General features: G+C 65.2%; 17 protein-coding genes. 8 read left to right on the top strand and 9 right to left on the bottom strand.

Annotation, left to right across the window (positions count from 1 at the left end; all coding sequences use genetic code 11):
• Positions 1–63: 63 nt before the first annotated feature.
• Together NCR39_RS27055 and NCR39_RS27050 are read right to left on the bottom strand one after the other, a co-directional pair.
• Positions 64–1,002 carry a Gfo/Idh/MocA family protein gene (locus NCR39_RS27055; protein WP_250455662.1) on the bottom strand — a complete coding sequence of 313 codons (939 nt, stop codon included), beginning with the start codon at positions 1,000–1,002 and terminating at the stop codon, positions 64–66.
• A gap of 23 nt (positions 1,003–1,025) precedes the next feature.
• Positions 1,026–2,759, bottom strand: coding sequence for an IlvD/Edd family dehydratase (locus NCR39_RS27050; protein WP_250455659.1), 1,734 nt, complete (start codon positions 2,757–2,759; stop codon positions 1,026–1,028).
• Between the two features lie 130 nt (positions 2,760–2,889).
• Between NCR39_RS27050 and NCR39_RS27045 the strand changes: the two genes are divergently transcribed.
• Positions 2,890–3,843 carry a LysR substrate-binding domain-containing protein gene (locus NCR39_RS27045; RefSeq protein ID WP_250455906.1) on the top strand — a complete coding sequence of 318 codons (954 nt, stop codon included), beginning with the start codon at positions 2,890–2,892 and terminating at the stop codon, positions 3,841–3,843.
• Here the strand turns inward: NCR39_RS27045 and ampC are convergent.
• Both ampC and NCR39_RS27035 read right to left on the bottom strand, forming a co-directional pair.
• Positions 3,840–5,024, bottom strand: a complete 1,185-nt coding sequence (gene ampC, locus NCR39_RS27040) for a class C beta-lactamase (RefSeq protein WP_250455657.1) — start codon at positions 5,022–5,024, stop codon at positions 3,840–3,842. The genes NCR39_RS27045 and ampC overlap by 4 nt on opposite strands.
• 134 nt (positions 5,025–5,158) lie before the next feature.
• A complete protein-coding gene (locus NCR39_RS27035) occupies positions 5,159–5,920 on the bottom strand; it encodes a YoaK family protein (RefSeq protein ID WP_250455655.1) in 762 nt (253 codons plus the stop codon).
• A 148-nt stretch (positions 5,921–6,068) separates the two neighbouring features.
• Between NCR39_RS27035 and NCR39_RS27030 the strand changes: the two genes are divergently transcribed.
• The 5 genes from NCR39_RS27030 to NCR39_RS27010 are packed head-to-tail and all read left to right on the top strand — an operon-like array spanning position 6,069 to position 11,334.
• Positions 6,069–6,536, top strand: a complete 468-nt coding sequence (locus NCR39_RS27030) for a MarR family winged helix-turn-helix transcriptional regulator (protein ID WP_250455653.1) — start codon at positions 6,069–6,071, stop codon at positions 6,534–6,536.
• The gene (locus NCR39_RS27025; RefSeq protein ID WP_250455651.1) at positions 6,533–8,644 is read left to right on the top strand and encodes an FUSC family protein; all 2,112 of its coding nucleotides are present in this window, start codon (positions 6,533–6,535) and stop codon (positions 8,642–8,644) included. Before NCR39_RS27030 ends, NCR39_RS27025 begins: the two co-directional genes overlap by 4 nt.
• 34 nt (positions 8,645–8,678) lie before the next feature.
• Positions 8,679–8,888, top strand: a complete 210-nt coding sequence (locus NCR39_RS27020) for a DUF1656 domain-containing protein (protein WP_040052540.1) — start codon at positions 8,679–8,681, stop codon at positions 8,886–8,888.
• The gene (locus tag NCR39_RS27015; RefSeq protein ID WP_250455649.1) at positions 8,885–9,868 is read left to right on the top strand and encodes an efflux RND transporter periplasmic adaptor subunit; all 984 of its coding nucleotides are present in this window, start codon (positions 8,885–8,887) and stop codon (positions 9,866–9,868) included. Before NCR39_RS27020 ends, NCR39_RS27015 begins: the two co-directional genes overlap by 4 nt.
• Positions 9,869–9,882: 14 nt before the next feature.
• Positions 9,883–11,334: an efflux transporter outer membrane subunit gene (locus NCR39_RS27010; RefSeq protein ID WP_250455647.1), complete on the top strand. Its 1,452-nt coding sequence runs from the start codon at positions 9,883–9,885 to the stop codon at positions 11,332–11,334.
• A gap of 3 nt (positions 11,335–11,337) precedes the next feature.
• Here the strand turns inward: NCR39_RS27010 and NCR39_RS27005 are convergent, their stop codons facing one another.
• The 3 genes from NCR39_RS27005 to garD form a co-directional block, all read right to left on the bottom strand.
• A complete protein-coding gene (locus NCR39_RS27005) occupies positions 11,338–12,195 on the bottom strand; it encodes an NmrA family NAD(P)-binding protein (protein WP_250455645.1) in 858 nt (285 codons plus the stop codon).
• Between the two features lie 92 nt (positions 12,196–12,287).
• The gene (locus tag NCR39_RS27000) at positions 12,288–13,526 is read right to left on the bottom strand and encodes a Zn-dependent hydrolase (RefSeq protein ID WP_250455643.1); all 1,239 of its coding nucleotides are present in this window, start codon (positions 13,524–13,526) and stop codon (positions 12,288–12,290) included.
• Positions 13,527–13,633: 107 nt separating this feature from the next.
• The gene (garD, locus tag NCR39_RS26995) at positions 13,634–15,223 is read right to left on the bottom strand and encodes a galactarate dehydratase (RefSeq protein WP_250455641.1); all 1,590 of its coding nucleotides are present in this window, start codon (positions 15,221–15,223) and stop codon (positions 13,634–13,636) included.
• A gap of 198 nt (positions 15,224–15,421) precedes the next feature.
• Here garD and kdgD point away from each other — a divergent pair, with 198 nt between their 5' ends.
• Positions 15,422–16,339 carry a 5-dehydro-4-deoxyglucarate dehydratase gene (gene kdgD, locus NCR39_RS26990; protein ID WP_040052546.1) on the top strand — a complete coding sequence of 306 codons (918 nt, stop codon included), beginning with the start codon at positions 15,422–15,424 and terminating at the stop codon, positions 16,337–16,339.
• Between the two features lie 117 nt (positions 16,340–16,456).
• Positions 16,457–17,809, top strand: coding sequence for an MFS transporter (locus NCR39_RS26985; RefSeq protein ID WP_250455639.1), 1,353 nt, complete (start codon positions 16,457–16,459; stop codon positions 17,807–17,809).
• A gap of 60 nt (positions 17,810–17,869) precedes the next feature.
• Here the strand turns inward: NCR39_RS26985 and NCR39_RS26980 are convergent, their stop codons facing one another.
• Both NCR39_RS26980 and NCR39_RS26975 read right to left on the bottom strand, forming a co-directional pair.
• The gene (locus tag NCR39_RS26980) at positions 17,870–18,199 is read right to left on the bottom strand and encodes a DUF2322 family protein (RefSeq protein WP_250455637.1); all 330 of its coding nucleotides are present in this window, start codon (positions 18,197–18,199) and stop codon (positions 17,870–17,872) included.
• Between the two features lie 167 nt (positions 18,200–18,366).
• The gene (locus tag NCR39_RS26975) at positions 18,367–19,647 is read right to left on the bottom strand and encodes a hypothetical protein (protein ID WP_250455635.1); all 1,281 of its coding nucleotides are present in this window, start codon (positions 19,645–19,647) and stop codon (positions 18,367–18,369) included.
• Positions 19,648–19,651: the final 4 nt, after the last annotated feature.

Below are 19,651 nucleotides of genomic sequence, written 5' to 3'. Positions count from 1 at the left end.
TGAATTCGCCCCGCGCAAGCGGGGCATTTTTTTTCGTACACCTTTCAAATCCCCTTCCCTGCCTCAGCGCCCGAACGCTTCGGTCTCCATCTGCTTGCCCAGGAGAAATGCGTCCGCGACGATGCCGAGCGGCCTGACATCGACATCGCTCTCCTTCGCTGCGATCAGTTCGTGGAAACGCTCGTACAGCGCGGGATATTCGCGCTCCGGTCCGAGCGCAATCTCTTCGCCGGCAATGGAAAGGCGCTTGCCGCCTTCGCGGATCGAAAGGCGGCCCGCGTCGGTATCGACGTCGATTGCCCATTCCTCGACCGGACCGTGACGCCAGTCGAACACCGCGCGCACCGGCGCGCCGTTCGTATCGACGCAATCGAGTTCGGCGGCGATGGGCGTCGCGGTATCGCGCGGAATGGTGAGCGTGGCGCCGCGCAGCGCGATTTCACGCGGCAAGATGCGCGTCACGATCGAAAGCGCGTTGATGCCGGGATCGAACACGCCGAGGCCGCCCGGCTCCCAGATCCATTGCTGGCCGGGATGCCAGCGCCGCACGTCCTCTTTCCAGCGCACTTCGACCGCGCGCACGTTGCCCGCTTCCTTCGACGCGAGCCACGCGCGCGCCGGTTCCACCGCGCTCGCCGCGCGCGAATGCCAGCTCGCGAAGAGCGTGACGCCGCTGGACCGCGCGATATCGTGCAACGCTTTCACTTCGCTGACGCTCGCGCCGGGCGGCTTTTCGAGCATCACGTGCTTGCCCGCGAGCAGCGCCGCGCGGGCCTGCTCGAAGCGCACTTGCGGCGGCGCGCAGAGCGACACGGCATCCAGCGGCGACTCGGCGGCCAGCAACGCGCCGATGTCCGTGTAGTTGCGCACGCCGTCGACGGTCGCGTTGCGGCTCGCGCACGCGACGAGTTCGAAGCCCGGCTGCGCGGCGATCGCGGGAAGATGCTGGTCCCGCGCGATCTTGCCAATGCCGACGACGGCGAGCGTATAACGAGATGTCATAGCCGATGCTCTCCGTGCGCGGATCAGTGCGAATGACGCGGCACTTCCGCGCCGCGCTTGCCGACGAGGAAGTCCAGATCGCAGCCTTCGTCCGCCTGCAACACGTGATCGACATAAAGACGCTGATAGCCGCCATCGCCCCACACTTTGGGCGGCACGTGATCGGCCATGCGGCGCGCAAGCTCGTCTTCGCTGATGTCGAGGTGCAGCGTGCCGGCGTCGCAATCGAGTTCGATCCAGTCGCCGTCGCACACGGCGGCAAGCGGCCCGCCCGCCGCTGCTTCGGGTGCGACGTGCAGCACCACCGTGCCGTACGCGGTGCCGCTCATGCGCGCATCGGAAATGCGGACCATGTCCTTCACGCCCTGACGCAAGAGCTTCGGCGGCAGGCCCATGTTGCCGACTTCGGCCATGCCCGGATAACCCTTCGGCCCGCAATTCTTCATGACGAGCACGCAGTCCTTGTCGACGTCGAGCGACTCATCGACGATACGCTCCTTATAGTGTTCGAGGTTCTCGAACACGACCGCGCGCCCGCGATGCTTCAGCAGTTCGGGACTCGCCGCCGACGGCTTCAGCACCGCGCCGCGCGGCGCGAGATTGCCGCGCAGCACGCGGATGCCGCCATCGGCGATCAAGGGATTGTTCAGTTCCCGGATGACTTCGTCGTTCGTATTGGGCGCCGTCTTCACGTTCTCCCACAGCGTCTTGCCGTTGACGGTCAGCGCGTCCGGATGCGGCAGCAGGTTCGCTTCGCCGAGCCGCCGCAGCACCGCCGGCAAACCGCCCGCGTAATAAAACTCTTCCATCAGGAAGCGGCCCGAAGGCATCAGATCGACGATGGTCGGCGTATCGCGGCCGATGCGCGTCCAGTCTTCCAGTTCCAGCGGCACGCCGATGCGCCCCGCGATCGCCTTCAGGTGAATGACCGCGTTGGTCGAGCCGCCGATCGCGGCGTTGGTGCGGATCGCGTTCTCGAAGGCTTCGCGCGTCAGGATCTTCGAGAGCGTCAGCCCTTCGAGCGCCATTTCCACGATGCGAATGCCCGACATGTGCGCGAGCACGTAGCGGCGCGCATCGACGGCGGGAATCGCGGCGTTATGCGGCAGCGACGTGCCGAGCGCTTCGGCCATGCACGCCATGGTCGATGCGGTGCCCATCGTGTTGCACGTTCCCGCCGAGCGCGACATGCCGCCTTCCGCCGACAGAAACTGATGCAGGTCGATCTCGCCCGCCTTCAGCGATTCGTGCAGTTGCCACACCGCCGTGCCCGAGCCGATGTTCTTGCCGTCGAGCTTGCCGTTCAGCATCGGTCCGCCGGTCACGACGATAGCGGGCACATCGCAGCTCGCCGCGCCCATCAGCAACGCGGGCGTCGTCTTGTCGCAGCCGGTGAGCAGCACGACGGCGTCGATCGGATTGCCGCGAATGGCTTCTTCCACGTCCATCGCCGCGAGATTGCGCGTGAGCATCGCGGTGGGGCGCAGATTCGATTCGCCATTGGAAAACACGGGGAATTCCACCGGGAAGCCGCCGGCTTCGTACACGCCGCGCTTCACGTGCTCCGCGATCTTGCGAAAGTGCGCGTTGCACGGCGTGAGTTCGGACCATGTATTGCAGATGCCGATGACCGGCCTGCCGTCGAACTCATGGTCGGGGATGCCCTGATTCTTCATCCAGCTTCGATACATGAAGCCGTTCTTGTCGGCGGTGCCGAACCATTGTTGTGAGCGCAGCTTGGGCTTCGAGGCCGACATGTAGGGTGTCCGTTTTCTGAAGTCGATCCGGCGAAGTCTATGAGACCGCGTGATAATCTGCCAATGAAATGTTCGACGTTTCCGATACACGAATCGGCATTCGTGCAAACCCCTAGAAAACCGCTAGATGTTGCTGAATTCGAGTCCCTGGTATATCCGCAACCGGCTGAAGACGCGGCAACTGATGCTCGTCGTCGCGCTCGCGGACGAAGGCAATATTCATCGCGCGGCGGCGGTGCTTCATATGACGCAGCCCGCCGCGTCCAAGCTCTTGCGTGAACTCGAAGACACGCTCGGCGCGACGCTGTTCGAACGCGAGCCGCGCGGCATGCGTCCCACGCTTTATGGCGACGCGATGGTTCGTCACGCGCGCGCCGTGCTCGGCAGTCTGGATCAGGCGCAGGAAGAGTTGATCGCGCTGAAGTCGGGGCGGCTCGGGCACGTGGCCGTCGGCGCGATCACGTCGCCGGGCGTGCGCCTCTTGCCCGCGGCGGTCGCCGCCGTGAAGCGCGCGCACGCGGATATCCGCGTATCGGTTGAAATCGACGCGAGCAACGTGCTGCTCGAACGGCTCGCGCAAGCGAAGCTCGATGTCGTGATCGGCAGGCTGTCGGCGGAGCATGACAAGCTGCGGCTGCGTTACGAGCCGCTCGCCGGCGAGCCGGTGCGCGCGGTCGTGCGCGCGGGGCATCCGCTGCTCGAAGGCCCTGCGCTCACACTCGCCGATGTCCAGCCGTGCGCGTGGCTCGTGCCGCCTGCGGGCAGCGTGCTGCGGCATCGGTTCGAATTGATGTTTCAGCGCGCGAGTCTCGCGCCGCCATCGAACGTGGTCGAGACGGCCGCGATTCTTTTCATCACGCGCCTGCTCGAACAGAGCGACATGATCGCGGTGCTGGCCGAGGACGTGGCGCTCTATTACGCGCGTCATGGCATCGCGCAGATGCTTCCGTTGCCGATGGATTGCCAGATGGACGACTTCGGCATCGTCACGCGCGCGGACGGCTTGCCCACGCCCGCCGCGAGCGTGATGATCGATGCATTGCGCACGACGGCGCTCGCCGTCTATCAGGACGAAGCGCGCTAACGGACGGGCTTCGCATCGAGCAGCGGCGTGAGAATGGCATACGCCGCGCTCACGCGCTCCGCGTTCGGGATGTTTTTATTCGCCAGCATCACGATGCCCACATGCCTGCCCGGCACGAACGCGACGTACGTGCCGAAGCCGTTCGTCGAGCCGGTCTTGTTGATCCACACATCGCCGCGCGGCGCTTCAGGCGGATCGATGCGCTCGACCGGTTTCGCATCCAGCGCCATCGACGATGAATTTCCGTCGAGCAAATCCTGCAATCGCGCGGGATACGCGTATTGCTCCCAGATGAGGTCCTGCGTCATCTTTCCGGCGCGGAAGTAGCCGGTATGCGTCGCGGTGATCGCGCGTTGCAGCGTGGCGTCGATGTTCGCGGCATCGTTCATGTTCGCTTGCAGAAAGCGCGTCATGTCGGCAATGCTCGCCTTCACGCCATACGCTTCGGACGAGAGCACGCCCGGCTTCATGCGGATCGGCGCGCCGTCTTTCGTGTAGCCCTGCGCGTAGTCCTTCATGCGCGCCGCCGGCACCTGGATATAAGCGTTCGTCAGACCCAGCGCGGGAAAGAGGCGCTGCTGCATGAGCGCGTCGAAGTCCTGTTTCATGCTCTTCGCGGTAATCAGCCCCAGCATGCCGATGCCCGGATTCGCGTACGTGCGATACGTTCCCGGCGCAAAACGCGGCTTCCACGACTTGAAGTACTGCATGAGTTGCGCGTCGTCGTGGATGTCGTCGGGCACTTGCAGCGGCAAGCCGCCCGGCGTGTGCGTGCCGAGTTCGACGAGCGTCACGTCGTCGCCGAAGGGCGTGCCGCGCAGGTCGGGCAGATGCTTGCTCACCGGATCGCTCAGCGAAAGATGGCCGTTCAGTTGCGCGTATTCGGCAAGCGTCGCGGTGAAGGTCTTGCTGACCGAGCCGAGTTCGAAGAGCGTATCGCGCGTGACGGGCTTGCCCGTCTCCTTCGACGCCAGCCCGTAGCCGAACACGCGTGTCTCGCCATTCGCGACGATTCCCACCGCCATGCCCGCGATGCCGTCGCGCTGCATCAGGGGCGTGATCGTCGTATCGACGAGATGTTCGATGTCGTCGCGGGGCGGGACGGGTGTCTGGCTAAAGACCGGGATCGAGCATGCGGAAAGGACGGCGGCCGCCAACAGGTTCAGCGTACTGAGCTTCATCGATTGAATCCTTCATGGTGCAGGTGATAAACGACGCAGAAGGATTCTATTGGACGAGACGCGTCCAGGCATCCGCCAGTGGCATTGCGCTTGCTGCCGTCGCAATGGCGGCAATGGCGGCAATGGCGCGAACGTTATCTGCGCGCGCGCCGCCGCCCCGCCGACAGGTCATCCACCACGGGCACCGATGAAAACAGCAGCAGCATCACCGCGAGCGGGACCGTCGTCATGAAGCCGAGATGCGCGAAGCCGACCGCGCCCGCAAAGCCGCCCGCGACGAACATGCCGAGCAGCGAAGCGAGCAGGCCGAGACGCGCATGATTCGCGCGCACATATCGCGCGTCGCCACGCGCCACGCCACGGTTCCAGTAAAGGCTCTTGCCCAGCTCGATGCCGATATCCGTCACGAGCCCCGTCACATGCGTGGTCCTGATCTCCGCCTTCGATATCTTCGTGATCATCGCGTTCTGCAGGCCCATCACGAAGCACAGCAGCGCGACCGTCGCCGGCACGTCCCACACGCGATGCGTCTCCAGATTCGCGCCGAGCATCCCGAACACGAGCAGCAGGCAGGCTTCGAGCAGAAGCGGCGTGGCGAAGACGCTCTGCGCGTCGCGCTGCCGTCCCCAGTTGATGAGCAGCGCCGACGTCGCCGCGCCGAAGAGAAACGCGAGCACCGCGCCGATCGCGGAGAACACGAGCGCCACCTGACCGAGCACGAGGTTATCCGCGACCGACGACACCAGCCCCGACATGTGCGACGTGTACTGCCCCACCGCGAGGAAGCCGCCCGCGTTGGCCGCGCCCGCGACGAACGCAAGCGCGCAGCCGAGGCGGCGATTGGCGGAATGGGTGCGGCTCGGCGAGGTCAGGCCCCTGAGGTAGCTGATCGGCATGGCTGGCCCGGCGGGATGGTCGAATCGGCAAGATATCACGACATTTTTTTTCAACTGCGCCGGCGATCGCACAACACATTGCAACACTTGTCGAAAACCCCAATTGAATAGGACGCTAACGAATGAATAGCCGCTATAATCCCGGCCCATGATTTCCCTCGATCTCTTGCGCCGTTCCGTCAGCAGTGCGCTCGTGCTCGCCGCGCGCCGCTGGCGCCGCACGAGTCACGACGTGCTCGCGTCGTATGGCGTGTCGGAAGCCTGCGCCATGCCGCTGCTCGCTGCCAACCGGTTGGGCGAAGCGGTGCGGCAGGTCTCGCTCGCGGAGCGCGTGGGAATCGAAGGGCCGTCGCTCGTCAGGCTGCTGGATCAACTCTGCGCGGCCGGCCTCGTGCGCCGCGACGAAGACCCCGAGGACAAGCGCGCCAAGACCATCACGCTCACCGAGGAAGGCCGCGCCGTCACCGCGCGCATGGAAGAGCGGCTCGTCGCGCTGCGTGCGCGCGTCCTGAAGGACGTCAGCCGCGAAGATCTCGAAACAACACTGCGCGTGCTCGACGTGTTCAACGCATCGGTCGATGCGCCGGGCGGCAAGCGCAACCATAACGCTCCATGAACTTTCCGTCGGCACGCGAATGGCTGTTCTCCACGCGGACCTTCGCAGCCGCGATGATCGCGCTTTATATCGCGCTTGCGCTCGAACTGCCGCGCCCGTACTGGGCCATGGCCACCGTCTATATCGTCTCGAATCCGTTCGTCGGGGCGACGCGTTCGAAAGCGCTGTATCGCGCGCTCGGCACGATGATCGGCGCGTCGGGCGCGGTGCTGATCGTGCCGCCGTTCGTCGAATCGCCGTTCTTCTTCAGCGTGCTCGTCGCGCTATGGACGGGCACGCTGCTCCTCCTCTCGATGTTCGACCGCACCGCGCGCAGCTACGTCTTCCTGCTCGCGGGCTACACGCTGCCGCTGATCGCGCTGCCCGCGGTCACCAATCCCACCGCCGTGTTCGATCTCGCGATCTCGCGTACCGAGGAAATCACGCTCGGCATCGTGGTGGCGAGCATCGTCGGGACGGTGTTCTTCCCGAGCCGTCTCGCGCCCACGCTCGTCGAGCGCACCGACGCCTGGTTCCGCGACGCCGCGTTCTATGCGAGCGAAACGCTGTCCGGCCGGCTCGCGGGCGCGCAGGTTTCGGCCGCGCGTCAGCGTCTGGCGACGACGGTCAACGGCCTCGAAATGCTGCTGAGCCAGTTGACCTACGATCACACGCGTCCCGACATCGTGCGCCGCGCGCGTGCGTTGCAAGGCCGCATGCAGATTTTCCTGCCGCTGATTTCGTCGCTCGCCGATCCGCTCATCGAACTGATCGAGAAGCGCGGCACGCATCCCGAAGGCCTTCAGGCGCTGCTCTCCGATGTCGCGAAGTGGGTCGCGCTGCCCGTTCCCAAGGCGCACGATCCCGCCGAATCCGAGCGCGAGCCCGATGCCTTGCGCGAGCGCATCGCGGCGATGCGGCCATCGGCTGAAGCGCTCGCGAGCGTCGATGGCGCGCTGCTTTCGAGCGCGCTATGGCGTCTGTCTCAGGTAGTCGATCTGTGGCGCGACATCCGCACGCTGCGCGCCGCGATCCTGCACGAAGAGCACGACTGGCGTCCGCGCTTCCGTCACTGGCGGCTCGGCGGCACCGAGCGTTTCTTCGACCTCGGCATGATGCTGTTCGCCACGGCGGTCGCGGTGGGCGCGATCATCGTCGCGTGCGTGTTGTGGATCGAATCCGGCTGGGCCGATGGCGCGAGCAGCGTCGCGCTCGCCGCCGTCTCGTGCTGCTTCTTCGCCGCGCTCGACGAACCCGCGCCGCAAGTGTTCACGTTCTTCCGCGCAACGTTCATCAGCGTGGCGCTCGCGGGACTCTACGTGTTCGCGGTGCTGCCCTACGTGCACGACTTCGCGATGCTCGTCGTGATCTTCTCGGTGCCGTTCATCGCCATCGGCATTCTGATTCCGCGCCCGCGCTTCACGCTCATCACCATGCTCGTCGCGGTGAACACGGCGACGTTCATCAGCATTCAAAGCGCCTACGAAGCCAACTTCTTCGTCTTTCTCAACAGCAATCTCGCGGGACTCGCCGGTCTTCTCTTCGCGTTCGTGTGGACGCGCGTGACGCGGCCCTTCGGCTCCGAACTCGCGGTCGCGCGGCTCACGCGCTCGGCGTGGCGCGACATCGTGGTGAGCGCATCGACGGCGACGCTCGCGGATCAGCGCAATCTGTACTCGCGCATGCTCGACCGTCTGATGCAGGTGCTGCCGCGTCACGCGAGCACGGATTCGCACAAGCATCCTTCCATCGAGAGTTTTCGCGATTTCCGCGTCGCGCTGAACGCGCTCGATCTGCGGCGCGCGCAACGCAAGCTCACGCTCGACGTGCAGTCTTCCATCGACGACGTGCTCGCCGGCGTGCGCGCGTATTTCGAGGAATGCATCGCTCGGCGGCATCGTCAGCCGGTGCCGCCCGCGCTCGTGAATACGATCGATGCCGCCGTCGCGCGCGTCGCGGCGCACACGATCGAAGAGGCCGGCAAGCATGCGCAAGCCGCGCTGCCGGGCGAGCGCCTGTTGCGCGACACGCTGCATGCGTTAGTCGGCATGCGCCTTTCGCTGCATCCGCCCGCAACGGAAACGCAGCCGAATGCACGCGGCGGCGCGCCTCGCGAGGAGCCGGCGTGATATTCACTCAACTTTCGTCACTGGACTGCTTCGCATGATCGGCGAAATCGACATTCTCGGCGTGTTCGTGCCCGCGGTGCTCGTGCTGATGTTCATCGCCTATCTGCTGAATCTGGCGATCCGCACGGTGCTCGCGCGCATTGGCTTTTATCGCTTCGTGTGGCATCGCTCTGTTTTCGATCTCGGCATCTATGTTCTGGTGCTGGGGTTTGTCGTCATCGTTTCGCACCGGCTCATCACGTGAAAAAAACCTGGTTCTCCGTCGGGCAGATCTTGCTCACGCTCATCGTCGTCGCGATTGCAGCCGTCGTGCTGTGGAAGCTGGTCGATTACTACATGTTCGCGCCCTGGACCCGCGATGGTCACGTGCGCGCCGATGTCATCCAGGTCGCGCCCGACGTGTCTGGCCTCATCACCGATGTCAAGGTCGCCGACAACCAGCAGGTGAAGCGCGGCGACGTGCTCTTCGTGATCGATCAGGCGCGCTACACGCTCGCGCTGCGCAATGCCGAAGCCACCGCGCAACAGCGCCGCGCGACGCTCGATCAGGCGCGCCGCGAAGATGCGCGCAACCGGTCGCTCGGCAATCTCGTCGCGCGTGAAGTGGTGGAAGAGACGCAGGCGCGCGTGCAGACGGCCACCGCCGCGCTCGCCGATGCGCAAGTCGCCATCGATACCGCGCGCCTCAATCTGCAGCGCACCGAAGTCCTGAGTCCGGTCGACGGTTATCTGAACGATCGCGCGCCGCGTGCGGGCGAGTTCGTCGCGGCGGGGCGCGCGGTGCTGTCGGTGGTGGACATGCATTCGTTCCGCGTCGATGGCTACTTCGAGGAAACGAAGCTGCATGGCATCGATATCGGCCAGCCGGTGGACATCAAGGTGATGGGCGAGCCGAACATTCTGCGCGGCCACGTACAGAGCATCGTCGCGGCGATCGAGGACCGCGATCGTCAACAAAGCCCGAGTCTTTTGCCGAACGTGAATCCCGCGTTCAGCTGGGTGCGGCTCGCGCAGCGCATTCCGGTGCGTGTCACGCTCGATGAAATTCCCGCCGATTTCCGCATGATCGCGGGCCGCACCGCGACGGTGTCGGTGCGCGGCATCGGGCCGTCGATCGGACGCAGCGCGCCCGCGAACGGCGTGCCGGCAGCGGCGACCGCGCCCGCATCGCCGGTGCCGGCGCATGTTCCGGGCAATACGCCGGCTTCGGGCGCATCGCAATGAAAGGCATCGCACGCATGAGAACGCAACGGCTCGGCCTGACGCTGATTGCGTCGATGCTCGCGCTCGGCGGCTGCATGACCGTGGGCCCCGACTACAAGCTGCCCGAAGGCGCGGCGGTCAACGCGCCGTATGCGAACGCGCCCATCGAAGGCGCCGCCGACGCGCCCGTCACGCAAGGCACGGCACCCTCGAAGTGGTGGCGTCTCTACGACGATCCCGCGCTCGACGAACTGGTCAGCGAAGCGCTCGTGTCGAACGCGGACTTGCGCGTGGCCGCGGCGAACCTCGCCCGCTCGCGCGCCGAAGTGGACTTCGCCAACCGGCAAGGCGGCTTTTCCAGCAAGAGTTCGGTTGCATTCCAGCGCGCGCAGGAATCGGCGGAACAGTACTTGTTGACGGAGAAGCTGCCGGTCGTGAACGAAGGCGCGCTCGAACTGAGCGTCGCGTATGAATTCGATCTCTTCGGCAAGCTCAAGCGCGGCATCGAAGCCGCCGTCGCCGACGACGAAGCCGTCGAAGCCGCCGGCGATCTCGCCCGCATCACCGTCGTGGCCGATGTCGTGCGCGCGTATGTCGAATCGTGCTCGGCGGCGGAAGAGCTGGGCATCGCGCAGAAATCGCTCGAACTGCAGCGCGAGCGCGTGCGGCTCGCGACGCGGCTGCGCAACGCGGGACGCGGCAATCAGTCCGAGGTGACGCGCGGCGTGACGCAATCCGAGACGCTCGCCGCCGATATCCCGCGATACGTCGCGCGCCGCCGCGTGGCGCAGTATCGGCTCGCGATGCTGCTCGCGCGCGCGCCGTCCGCGTTGCCGCCCGCCGCGCTTTCCTGCAAGCGGCTGCCGAAGCTGCGCCAGCCGATTCCCGTCGGCGACGGCGCCGCGCTGCTCAAGCGCCGGCCCGACGTGCGGCAGGCCGAGCGCCAGTTGGCGGCATCGACGGCGCGCATCGGCGTGGCGACGGCGGCGCTTTATCCGTCGGTGAGCTTCGGCGCGTCGGTGGGATCGGTGGGCGTCGCGGAAGATCTGTTCGGCGGGGCGACGAATCGCTGGGCGTTCGGGCCGCTCATCAACTGGAACTTTCCGATCAACGGGCAGCGCGCGCGCGTGCGGCAGGCGGAAGCGGCATCGGGCGGCGCGCTCGCGCATTTCGACGGCGTCGTGCTGAACGCGCTGCGTGAAACGCAGAGCAGTCTCGCGACGTATGCATCCGATACGGCCCGCGCCGATACCTTGCACACCGCGTATCGCTCGGCGGTGGAATCGGCGGACGAGACGCATCGGCTGTATTCGGCGGGGCGCGAGTCGTTTATCGCCGATCTCGATGCGACGCGCACGCTCACGAGCGTCGCCGCGCAAGTGGCGGCGGCGGACGCGCAGGTCGCGGTGGATCAGGTGAACCTGTTCCTCGCGCTCGGCGGCGGCTGGGAACGCGACGAGGACGTGGCGCAGACGAGCGGCAAGTGAGGGTCAGCCCACGAGCGTACGAATCACCGATTCCAGCGGCGTATCGCCCTTCGCGATCTCCGCGCCGCGCCCTTCGAAGTCGATCCATCCTTCGTTGAAGCCGTCGAGCATGCGGATGCGCGGCATCGGATGCTGCATGCCTTGCTGCTCGAAGAGCGCACGCCAGCGCTCGCGCGGCACGGCCTGCGCGCGCACGGGCCTGCCGAGCACGGCTGAGAACGCGCGGGCGATATCGTTCGGGCTCACGCGCCGCGGCCCTTCCAGTTCGACGATGCGCGTGCCTTCCCACTCCTCCTGAAGCAGCTTCGCCGCGATCTTGCCGATGTCTTCGGTCGCGACCATCGGAATCGCGCGATCGAGCGGCTGCAGAAACGAATGCACGACGCCTTCATCGCGCGCCGATTGCACGTCCCACGCGCTGTTCTCCATGAACCAGCCGGGACGCAGAAACGCGACGGAAACCGGCTGCGCGCTGAGCGCATGCTGAAGCAGCGTGTGCTGCGTCAGCAGATTCTCTTCGACCGCCTGCGCGCCGATGGTCGACAGACACACGATCTTGGGCGGCCTCGCACGCGCGATGGCCGCGACGATGGCATCGATCATTTCGCGCGCTTCCGGAAAGCCCGGCGCGGGATCGAATTGCGGCGGCAGCAGCACGAACACGCCTTCCACGCCTTCGAAGGCTTGCGCGAGCGCGTCGGCATCGGTCATCGCGGCGAGCGCGACGTCGCAGCCGCGCACCGTCCACGCTTCGCCCTTCTTCGCATCGCGCACGACGGCGCGCACGCGTTGACCTGTTGCGAGCAATGCATCGGCGAGCGCGCCGCCGACTTGTCCGGTGATTCCTGTGATGGCGTACATGCTTCATTTCTCCGTGTCGTGACGCCTCGCATCGTAGGACGCCGCGTTCGCGGAAGAAATGACGCACGCGTCATGACATTGATGACGCGCGGTCAGGAATCGCGATGCAACGCATGCAGGATGTTCGCCGCCGCGCGCGCCGCCACTTCGCATCCGAGGACGATATGCGCCTCTTCCGTATCCTCGATGAAGTCGTGGCTCACACCGCCGATGCTCGGCACGAACAGCATGCACGCGGGCACATGATGCGCGATGACCTGCGCATCGTGCGACGCGCCGCTCGGCATGCGCTCCCATTGACCCGGCGCGAGCGCTTCGGCGGCATCGGCGAGATGCGTCTGCAACGCGTGGTCCATCACGACGGGCTGCTCCGGCGGCTCGCTCGCGATGATCTCCACGCGCACGCCGCCTTTCGCGTTGAATTCGTCGATGAGCATGGCGAGCGCGCGTTCCATCGCTTCGAGGCGCGCGGCGTTCGCATCGCGGAATTGCAGGGACATGTCCGCGCGGCCAGGCACGACGCTGAACGAACCCGGATCGAGATCGATGCGGCCCACGGTCCACACCGTGTCGGCATCGGCGAGCGAGGCGAACGCATCGTTCATGCGCGCGATGAACGCCACGAGCGCCGCGCCCGCATCGCGACGAATGTGCATCGGCGTGGTGCCCGCGTGATTGCGCTGGCCGGTGAAACGCAGCGTGAGTTCCCGTATGCCGACGATGGTCGTCACCACGCCGAGCGACTTGCCGCCCGCTTCGAGCCGTCCGCCCTGCTCGATATGCGGCTCCAGATACGCCTTGTGCCGCGCCGTGTCGATGCGAACGCGCGGCGCATCCGCGATGCCCGCGTGACGAAGCGCATCGGCGAGCAAGAGACCTTCGCGATTGCGCGCGTGACGGATCGCATCGTCGACGGAATCGCCGACGAAGCTGCGGCTGCCGAGAAAGCCCGCGAACGTGCCTTCTTCATCGATCCACGATGCGACGTCCACCGCGAGATGCTTCGTCGCGTCGCATTCGGCGAGCGCACGCGCGATCTCGATGCCGAACATCACGCCCAATGCGCCATCGAGCCAGCCGCCCGTGGGCTGCGTGTCCGTGTGAGAGCCGATGAGCAGCGCCGGACCCGGGTTGCGCGAGCGGCCGAACACGTTGCCGACGCCGTCGATGGACGCGTCGAGCCCGGCATCGCTCATGCGTTCGACGAGCCAGCGGCGCGCTTCCATATCCACCGGCGTCAGCGACAGCCGGACCACGCCCGGTCCCGTCGCGCCGAAAGTGCGCAGTGTCTTGAGGTCGTTGAGCAGGCGTGTCGGGTTTATTTTCGGCATGAGGGTATCGCTCGATTTTGTGTAGACGCGTAGCTTACACGCACACGCAATGCAAAAAGCCCCTGAAACAAGGGGCTTTTTGCATCGACATAGAGAAACGGATGGCTTCAGGTCACCGGCGCCGGATTGAACAGCACGAGCGCGTTGTGCAGCTTGAGCGCCTCGGCCTTCGTCTGCTTCTTGCCGCTCGCGACATCCAGCATCATGCGGAACAGTTCCCAGCCCACGTCGCCGATAGTCGCTTCGCCGGTCGCGATGGTGCCCGCGTTCACGTCCATCAGATCGTGCCAGCGGCGCGCGAGGTCCGAGCGCGTCGCGACCTTGATGACCGGCACTTCCGCGAGGCTGTACGGCGTGCCGCGCCCCGTCGTGAACACGTGAATATTGATGCCCGCGGCCAGTTGCAGCGTGCCGCAGATGAAGTCGCTCGCGGGCGTCGCCGCGTAGATCAAGCCCTTCTGCTTGACCTTCTCGCCCGGCGACAGCACGCCCGAAATGGTCGAGCTGCCCGACTTGACGATGGACCCCATCGCCTTCTCGACGATGTTCGACAGCCCGCCCTTCTTGTTGCCCGGCGTGGTGTTCGCGCTGCGATCCGCGCCGCCGCGCTTCAGATAATCGTCGTACCACTGCATCTCGCGGATGATCGCCGCCGCCACTTCGCCGTTCGCGGCGCGCGCCGTCAATTGCGCGACGCCGTCGCGCACTTCGGTGACTTCCGAGAACATGACGGTCGCGCCCGCGCGCACGAGCAGATCGGTCGCGAAGCCCACGGCCGGATTCGCGGTGAGACCCGAGAACGCATCGCTGCCGCCGCACTGCACGCCCACGACGAGATCCGAAGCCGGGCACGTCTCGCGGCGCCGATTGTTCAGCCGCTTCAAATGCGTTTCGGCCATGCGCATGATGGAATCGATCATCGACTGGAAGCCGACGTGCCCTTCGTCCTGCAACACGACCGCCGCGCCGTTGTCCTCGCTTTCCATGTCGCCGATATCCGCGATCGTGTCGTCCACGGCCGCCGCCGCGATCGGAATGGTGCCGGGCGGCATCAGGCGTTCGGGCTGCAGCTTCTCGCAGCCGAGGCTCACCATCATCACTTCGCCGCCGAAGTTCGGATTCAGCGCGATGTTGCGCACGGTGCGAATGGGCACCATCGCGTCGGGCGCGTCGATGGCCACGCCGCAGCCGTACGTGTGGCCGAGGCTCACGACGTCGTCGACATTCGGGTAACGCGGCAGCAGTTCCGCCTTGATGCGGTCGACCGCGTGCTGCACCACGTCCGCGACGCATTGCACGGTCGTCGTGATCGCGAGGATGTTGCGCGTGCCGACGGTGCCGTCCGCGTTGCGATATCCCTCGAACGTGAAGCCTTCGAGCGGCGACGTGTCCGGCGCCTTGATGGTCGCGATCGGCAAATCGTGCAGTTCGGGTGGCGTCGGCATGCGCAGCACGTGCTCGTTGATCCAGCTGCCCTTCGGCAGCGCCTTCAACGCATAGCCGATGACCACGTTGTAGCGGATGACCGCATCGCCTTCCGCGAGATCCGTGAGCGCGACCTTGTGGCCTTGCGGCACGCGCTCGCGCAGGACGAGGCCATCGGAAAAAGCGGCGCCTTCGCCGAGGCCGCCGTCGTTCACGACGATCGCCACGTTGTCCTCGGGATGCACGCGAATATAAAGCGGGGGCTGATTCATTCCTGACAATCCTTGGGCGCGGTTAGAGCCGACTTCGAGAGTTATGTCATCCTACAACATAGCGACCGGCTTGTGCTCGGTATTTACCCTCGATCTTCCAGAGAAGTCCTAGATTCGCTTGTCCGACATCTGGCTATGTTGTACGATGACCTATAAGCGTTGCATCCGCCGGACGCTCTTCACCGAGACACTCAAATCATGACGACACCGCAAGAACTCAAGCAAATCGTTTCCGAAGGCCTGCTTTCGTTCCCCGTGACCGACTTCGACGCACAGGGCAACTTCCGCGCCGATACGTACGCCGAGCGCCTCGAATGGCTCGCGCCCTACGGCGCGTCGGCGTTGTTCGTGGCGGGCGGCACGGGCGAGTTCTTTTCGCTGACGCAACCCGAATATTCGCAGATCGTGCGCACCGCGACCGAAGTGTGCCGAGGCAAGGTGCCGATTCTCGCGGGCGCGGGCGGCCCGACGCGCACGGCGATCGCTTTCGCGCAGGAAGCCGAGAAGAACGGCGCGCAAGGCATTCTGCTGATGCCGCATTACCTGACCGAAGCATCGCAGGAAGGCATTGCCGCGCACGCCGAACAGGTCTGCAAGGCGGTGCCGAACATGGGCGTCATCATCTACAACCGCGCGAATTCCAAGCTCAACGCGGACATGCTGGAGCGCCTCGCGGACCGTTGCCCGAACCTGATCGGCTTCAAGGACGGCGTCGGCGAAATCGAAGCGATGGTGACCATCCGCCGCCGTCTCGGCGACCGCTTCTCGTACCTCGGCGGCCTGCCGACGGCGGAAGTCTACGCAGCGGCGTACAAGGCGCTGGGCGTGCCGGTGTATTCGTCGGCGGTGTTCAACTTCATCCCGAAGACGGCGATGGACTTCTACCGCGCGATCGCCGCGAACGATCACGAAACCACGGGCAAGCTGATCGACGAGTTCTTCCTGCCGTACCTCGCCATCCGCAACCGCCGCGCGGGCTATGCGGTGAGCATCGTGAAGGCGGGCGCGAAGCTCGTCGGCCACGACGCCGGTCCGGTGCGCGCGCCGCTCACGGATCTGACCGAAGAAGAAGTGGGCCAGCTCGACGCGCTCATCAAGAAGCTCGGCTCGCAATAAGCGACGCACGACGCAAAGAGCACCGTGACGGGCGCGCAGACCGGTAGACGCGCCCGCATCGAAAGGGGCCGCTCGCGCGGCCCTTCGCGCATCAGAGCCAGAGAGACAGGAGGAGTCATGTCGATGAGCCGCGCCGCCCATCCCGCCGACGTCATGAAGCGCACGAAGGTGCGATACGTCATTCTGTTGCTGATCTTCGCGATCACGACGTTCAACTACGCGGACCGCGCCACGTTGTCGGTGACGGGCGCGGCCATGCGCGCCGAGTTCGGTTTCGACGCGATCCGCATGGGCTACATCTTCTCGGCTTTCAGCTGGGCGTATGTGCTCTCTCAGGTGCCGGCGGGCTGGCTGCTCGACCGCTTCGGCGCGCGCCGCGTGTATGCGTCGAGCATCTTCCTGTGGTCGCTGTTCACGCTGCTGCAAAGCACGATCGGCGTGCTCGGCAGCGCGGCGGCGGCGGTGAGCGCGCTGTTCGCGCTGCGCTTCATGATGGGCGCGGCCGAAGCGCCCGCGTTTCCGGCCAACGCGAAGGTCGTCGCGAGCTGGTTCCCGACGAAGGAACGCGGCACGGCATCGGCTATCTTCAATTCGGCGCAGTACTTCGCGGCTGTCGTGTTCACGCCGCTGATGGCGTGGCTCACGCATGCGTTCGGCTGGCATCACGTGTATATCGTGATGGGCATCGCGGGCCTCATGCTCGCCGTCATCTGGCTCTCGGTGATGAAGAATCCCGCCGATCATCCGAAGGTCAACCGCAACGAACTCGACTATATCGAGCAGGGCGGCGGCCTCGTGCGCGGGCATCAGCGCGCGCGTGCATCGGGCGATACCGGTAACACGAACGCGGTCGGCTGGCCCGTCGTGCGGCAACTGCTCACGAACCGCATGCTGCTCGGCGTGTATCTCGCGCAGTACTGCATCAACGTGCTCACGTACTTCTTCCTGACGTGGTTCCCCATCTATCTGGTGCAGGCGCGTCACATGACGATTCTGCAAGCGGGACTCGTCGCGTCGCTGCCGGCCATTTGCGGCTTTTCCGGCGGCGTGCTGGGCGGCGTGCTGTCCGATTCGCTCATCCGGCGCGGACATTCGCTGACCGTCGCGCGCAAGGTGCCGATCGTCGGCGGCATGCTGCTGTCGTCGTGCATCATCGGCTGCAACTATGTGAACACGGACTGGATCGTGGTCGCGCTGATGTCGCTCGCGTTCTTCGGCAAGGGCATCGGCGCATTGGGCTGGGCCGTGGTCGCGGATACGTCGCCGAAGGAAGCCATCGGTCTCTCCGGCTCCATCTTCAACATGTTCGGCAACATCGCGGGCATCGTGACGCCGATCGTGATCGGCTATCTGGTCGCGACGACCGGTTCGTTCAACGGAGCGCTCGCGTTCGTCGGCGTCAATGCGCTGATCACCGTGTTCAGCTATCTCGTGATCGTGAAGAAGATCGAACGCGTGCAGTTGCTGTGAAGCGCTTCAATGCAATGAAAAAGGCGGCCTTTTTCGGGCCGCCTTTTTTCATGCCGACGATCAGCCTGCGATCACATCGATCTTCAATGCCTCGCCGCCCGCGACGATATCCAGCAGGCGATCGACATTCGGATGCGCGCCCGGACGATTGCGCGCGTCGGCGGTATGTTCGGCGAACACCGCGAGGCCATGCTCGGCGGCTTTCGCGTCCAGCGTGCCGAAGGCCTGCTTCAGATAGTGATACACCGCGAGCGAGCCTTGTTTTCCCGGCTTGTTTTCGATGCTCGCGACAACCGCGCCCGCGCCGTCGATGAGATCGACACGCTCGATGCCATCGATGGAAGGCATCTGGGCGAGGTTATCCTTGAATACGTTGGTCGGCTGAATCATGAAGCACACTCCGCGTTGGTGAGTCGTCTGTCGAGGCGGGGTATCTTAAACGATGAACCGGCCGCATCGCGCGAAGCAAAGACATTCAGCCGAAACAAAAAACGGGCGGCATACGGCCCGAAAGCCGCACGCTGCCCGTCAATACATCGATGACGTCTCGCCGATGCTTAGCGCTGCGAGATCGTAGCGGTGTTCTTCGAACCGCTTTGCGTCAGGATGGCCGAGTTGCCGTAGCCGGCTTGCGTCACCGAACCCACGTTGCCCAGGCCCGTCTGCGTGATCACCGCGTTGTTGCCCGCGCCGACTTGCGATGCCGTCGCGTTGTTGCCGTAGCCGGCTTGCGTCAGCAGAAGCGATTCGTCGCTGCCCGATTGCGTGGCGTTCGCAACGTTCAGATCGCCGAGCTGCGTCGACAGCAGCGACGATTCGACCGCGGCTTGCTGCGTCAGATTCGCGGTGTTGTTCGAGCCTGCCTGCAGCGAGGTCAGCACGTTGCGGCCGCCGCTTTGCTGCGTCGCGATCGCTTCGTTGGTGCTGCCGACCTGAACCACCGACGTGCGATCGTTCGACTCGTTGTACTGGTTCACGTAGGTCTTGTTGTACAGCGGGCCGCTCTGAACGATGGTCGTCGTTTCGTTGACGGCGTTGCCCTGGTTCACTTGCGCGAAGTTCGGTGCGTACGCGCCGCTCTGATCTATGCTCGTCTTGTTGCCGCCGCCGTTCGCCGAGAACACCTTCGCGATTTCCGAGCCGTTCTGCTTGATCGAAACGGTGTCGCCCAGTTCGTTGTTCTGGCCGACATACGAATCGGTGCCGCCGCCCGTCTGCGTGATGGTGGTCTTGTTCAGACCGCCGCCGGTGGTTTCGACCAAGGCGATGCCGTGGTCGCCGTCTTGCGAGACCTGCACGTTGTTGCCGAAGGTCGTCGTCTGCGTGACGGTGGCGCTGCCGCCGTCGAGCTTGCCGTAACCCTTGCCCTGGCCCTGGTCGATGTTCACCGTGTTGCCCGACGCGTTCGTCTGCGTGATCTTCGCCGAGTTGTTCGTGCCGTTCTGGCGGACGCTGTCGTTGTCGCCCGTCGATGCCGTCTGCGCGACATTCGCCGTCGAGCTGCTGCCGTTCTGCGTGATGCTCGTGCGCTCGCCGACTGCGCGGTCTTGCGTCACGTTGGCCACGAGGCCGGAATCGCCACGCGAAGCGCCGGTCTGCGTGATGTCGGTGCTGTTGTAGCCGCCGTCCTTGGACGTGACCGTCGCCTTCGCGCCGTTCGCGTTCTGCAGCACGTTCACGCGGTCGCCAATCGACGATTGCTGGTCGACGGTCGCCTTGTTCGAATCGCCGTATTGCGAAACCGTGGCCGATTCGCCGACCGAGAAACCTGCTGCGAACACCGAACCCGATGCGAGCGCTGCCAGACCCATGGCGATGATAGATGCCTTGACTTTCATTTTT

This window comes from Caballeronia sp. ATUFL_M2_KS44, assembly GCF_023630965.1.
GTDB classification, from domain to species: domain Bacteria; phylum Pseudomonadota; class Gammaproteobacteria; order Burkholderiales; family Burkholderiaceae; genus Caballeronia; species Caballeronia concitans.
Note: the sequence above shows the minus strand (reverse complement) of the source record. Positions and strands in the feature narration are given on the sequence as shown.

Coding starts and splice junctions, on each gene's coding strand:
- NCR39_RS27055 (WP_250455662.1), bottom strand. CDS start 1,002: ATGACATCTCGTTATACGCTCGCCGTCGTCGGCATTGGCAAGATCGCG.
- NCR39_RS27050 (WP_250455659.1), bottom strand. CDS start 2,759: ATGTCGGCCTCGAAGCCCAAGCTGCGCTCACAACAATGGTTCGGCACC.
- ampC (WP_250455657.1), bottom strand. CDS start 5,024: ATGAAGCTCAGTACGCTGAACCTGTTGGCGGCCGCCGTCCTTTCCGCA.
- NCR39_RS27035 (WP_250455655.1), bottom strand. CDS start 5,920: ATGCCGATCAGCTACCTCAGGGGCCTGACCTCGCCGAGCCGCACCCAT.
- NCR39_RS27030 (WP_250455653.1), top strand. CDS start 6,069: ATGATTTCCCTCGATCTCTTGCGCCGTTCCGTCAGCAGTGCGCTCGTG.
- NCR39_RS27025 (WP_250455651.1), top strand. CDS start 6,533: ATGAACTTTCCGTCGGCACGCGAATGGCTGTTCTCCACGCGGACCTTC.
- NCR39_RS27020 (WP_040052540.1), top strand. CDS start 8,679: ATGATCGGCGAAATCGACATTCTCGGCGTGTTCGTGCCCGCGGTGCTC.
- NCR39_RS27010 (WP_250455647.1), top strand. CDS start 9,883: ATGAGAACGCAACGGCTCGGCCTGACGCTGATTGCGTCGATGCTCGCG.
- NCR39_RS27005 (WP_250455645.1), bottom strand. CDS start 12,195: ATGTACGCCATCACAGGAATCACCGGACAAGTCGGCGGCGCGCTCGCC.
- NCR39_RS27000 (WP_250455643.1), bottom strand. CDS start 13,526: ATGCCGAAAATAAACCCGACACGCCTGCTCAACGACCTCAAGACACTG.
- garD (WP_250455641.1), bottom strand. CDS start 15,223: ATGAATCAGCCCCCGCTTTATATTCGCGTGCATCCCGAGGACAACGTG.
- kdgD (WP_040052546.1), top strand. CDS start 15,422: ATGACGACACCGCAAGAACTCAAGCAAATCGTTTCCGAAGGCCTGCTT.
- NCR39_RS26985 (WP_250455639.1), top strand. CDS start 16,457: ATGTCGATGAGCCGCGCCGCCCATCCCGCCGACGTCATGAAGCGCACG.
- NCR39_RS26980 (WP_250455637.1), bottom strand. CDS start 18,199: ATGATTCAGCCGACCAACGTATTCAAGGATAACCTCGCCCAGATGCCT.
- NCR39_RS26975 (WP_250455635.1), bottom strand. CDS start 19,647: ATGAAAGTCAAGGCATCTATCATCGCCATGGGTCTGGCAGCGCTCGCA.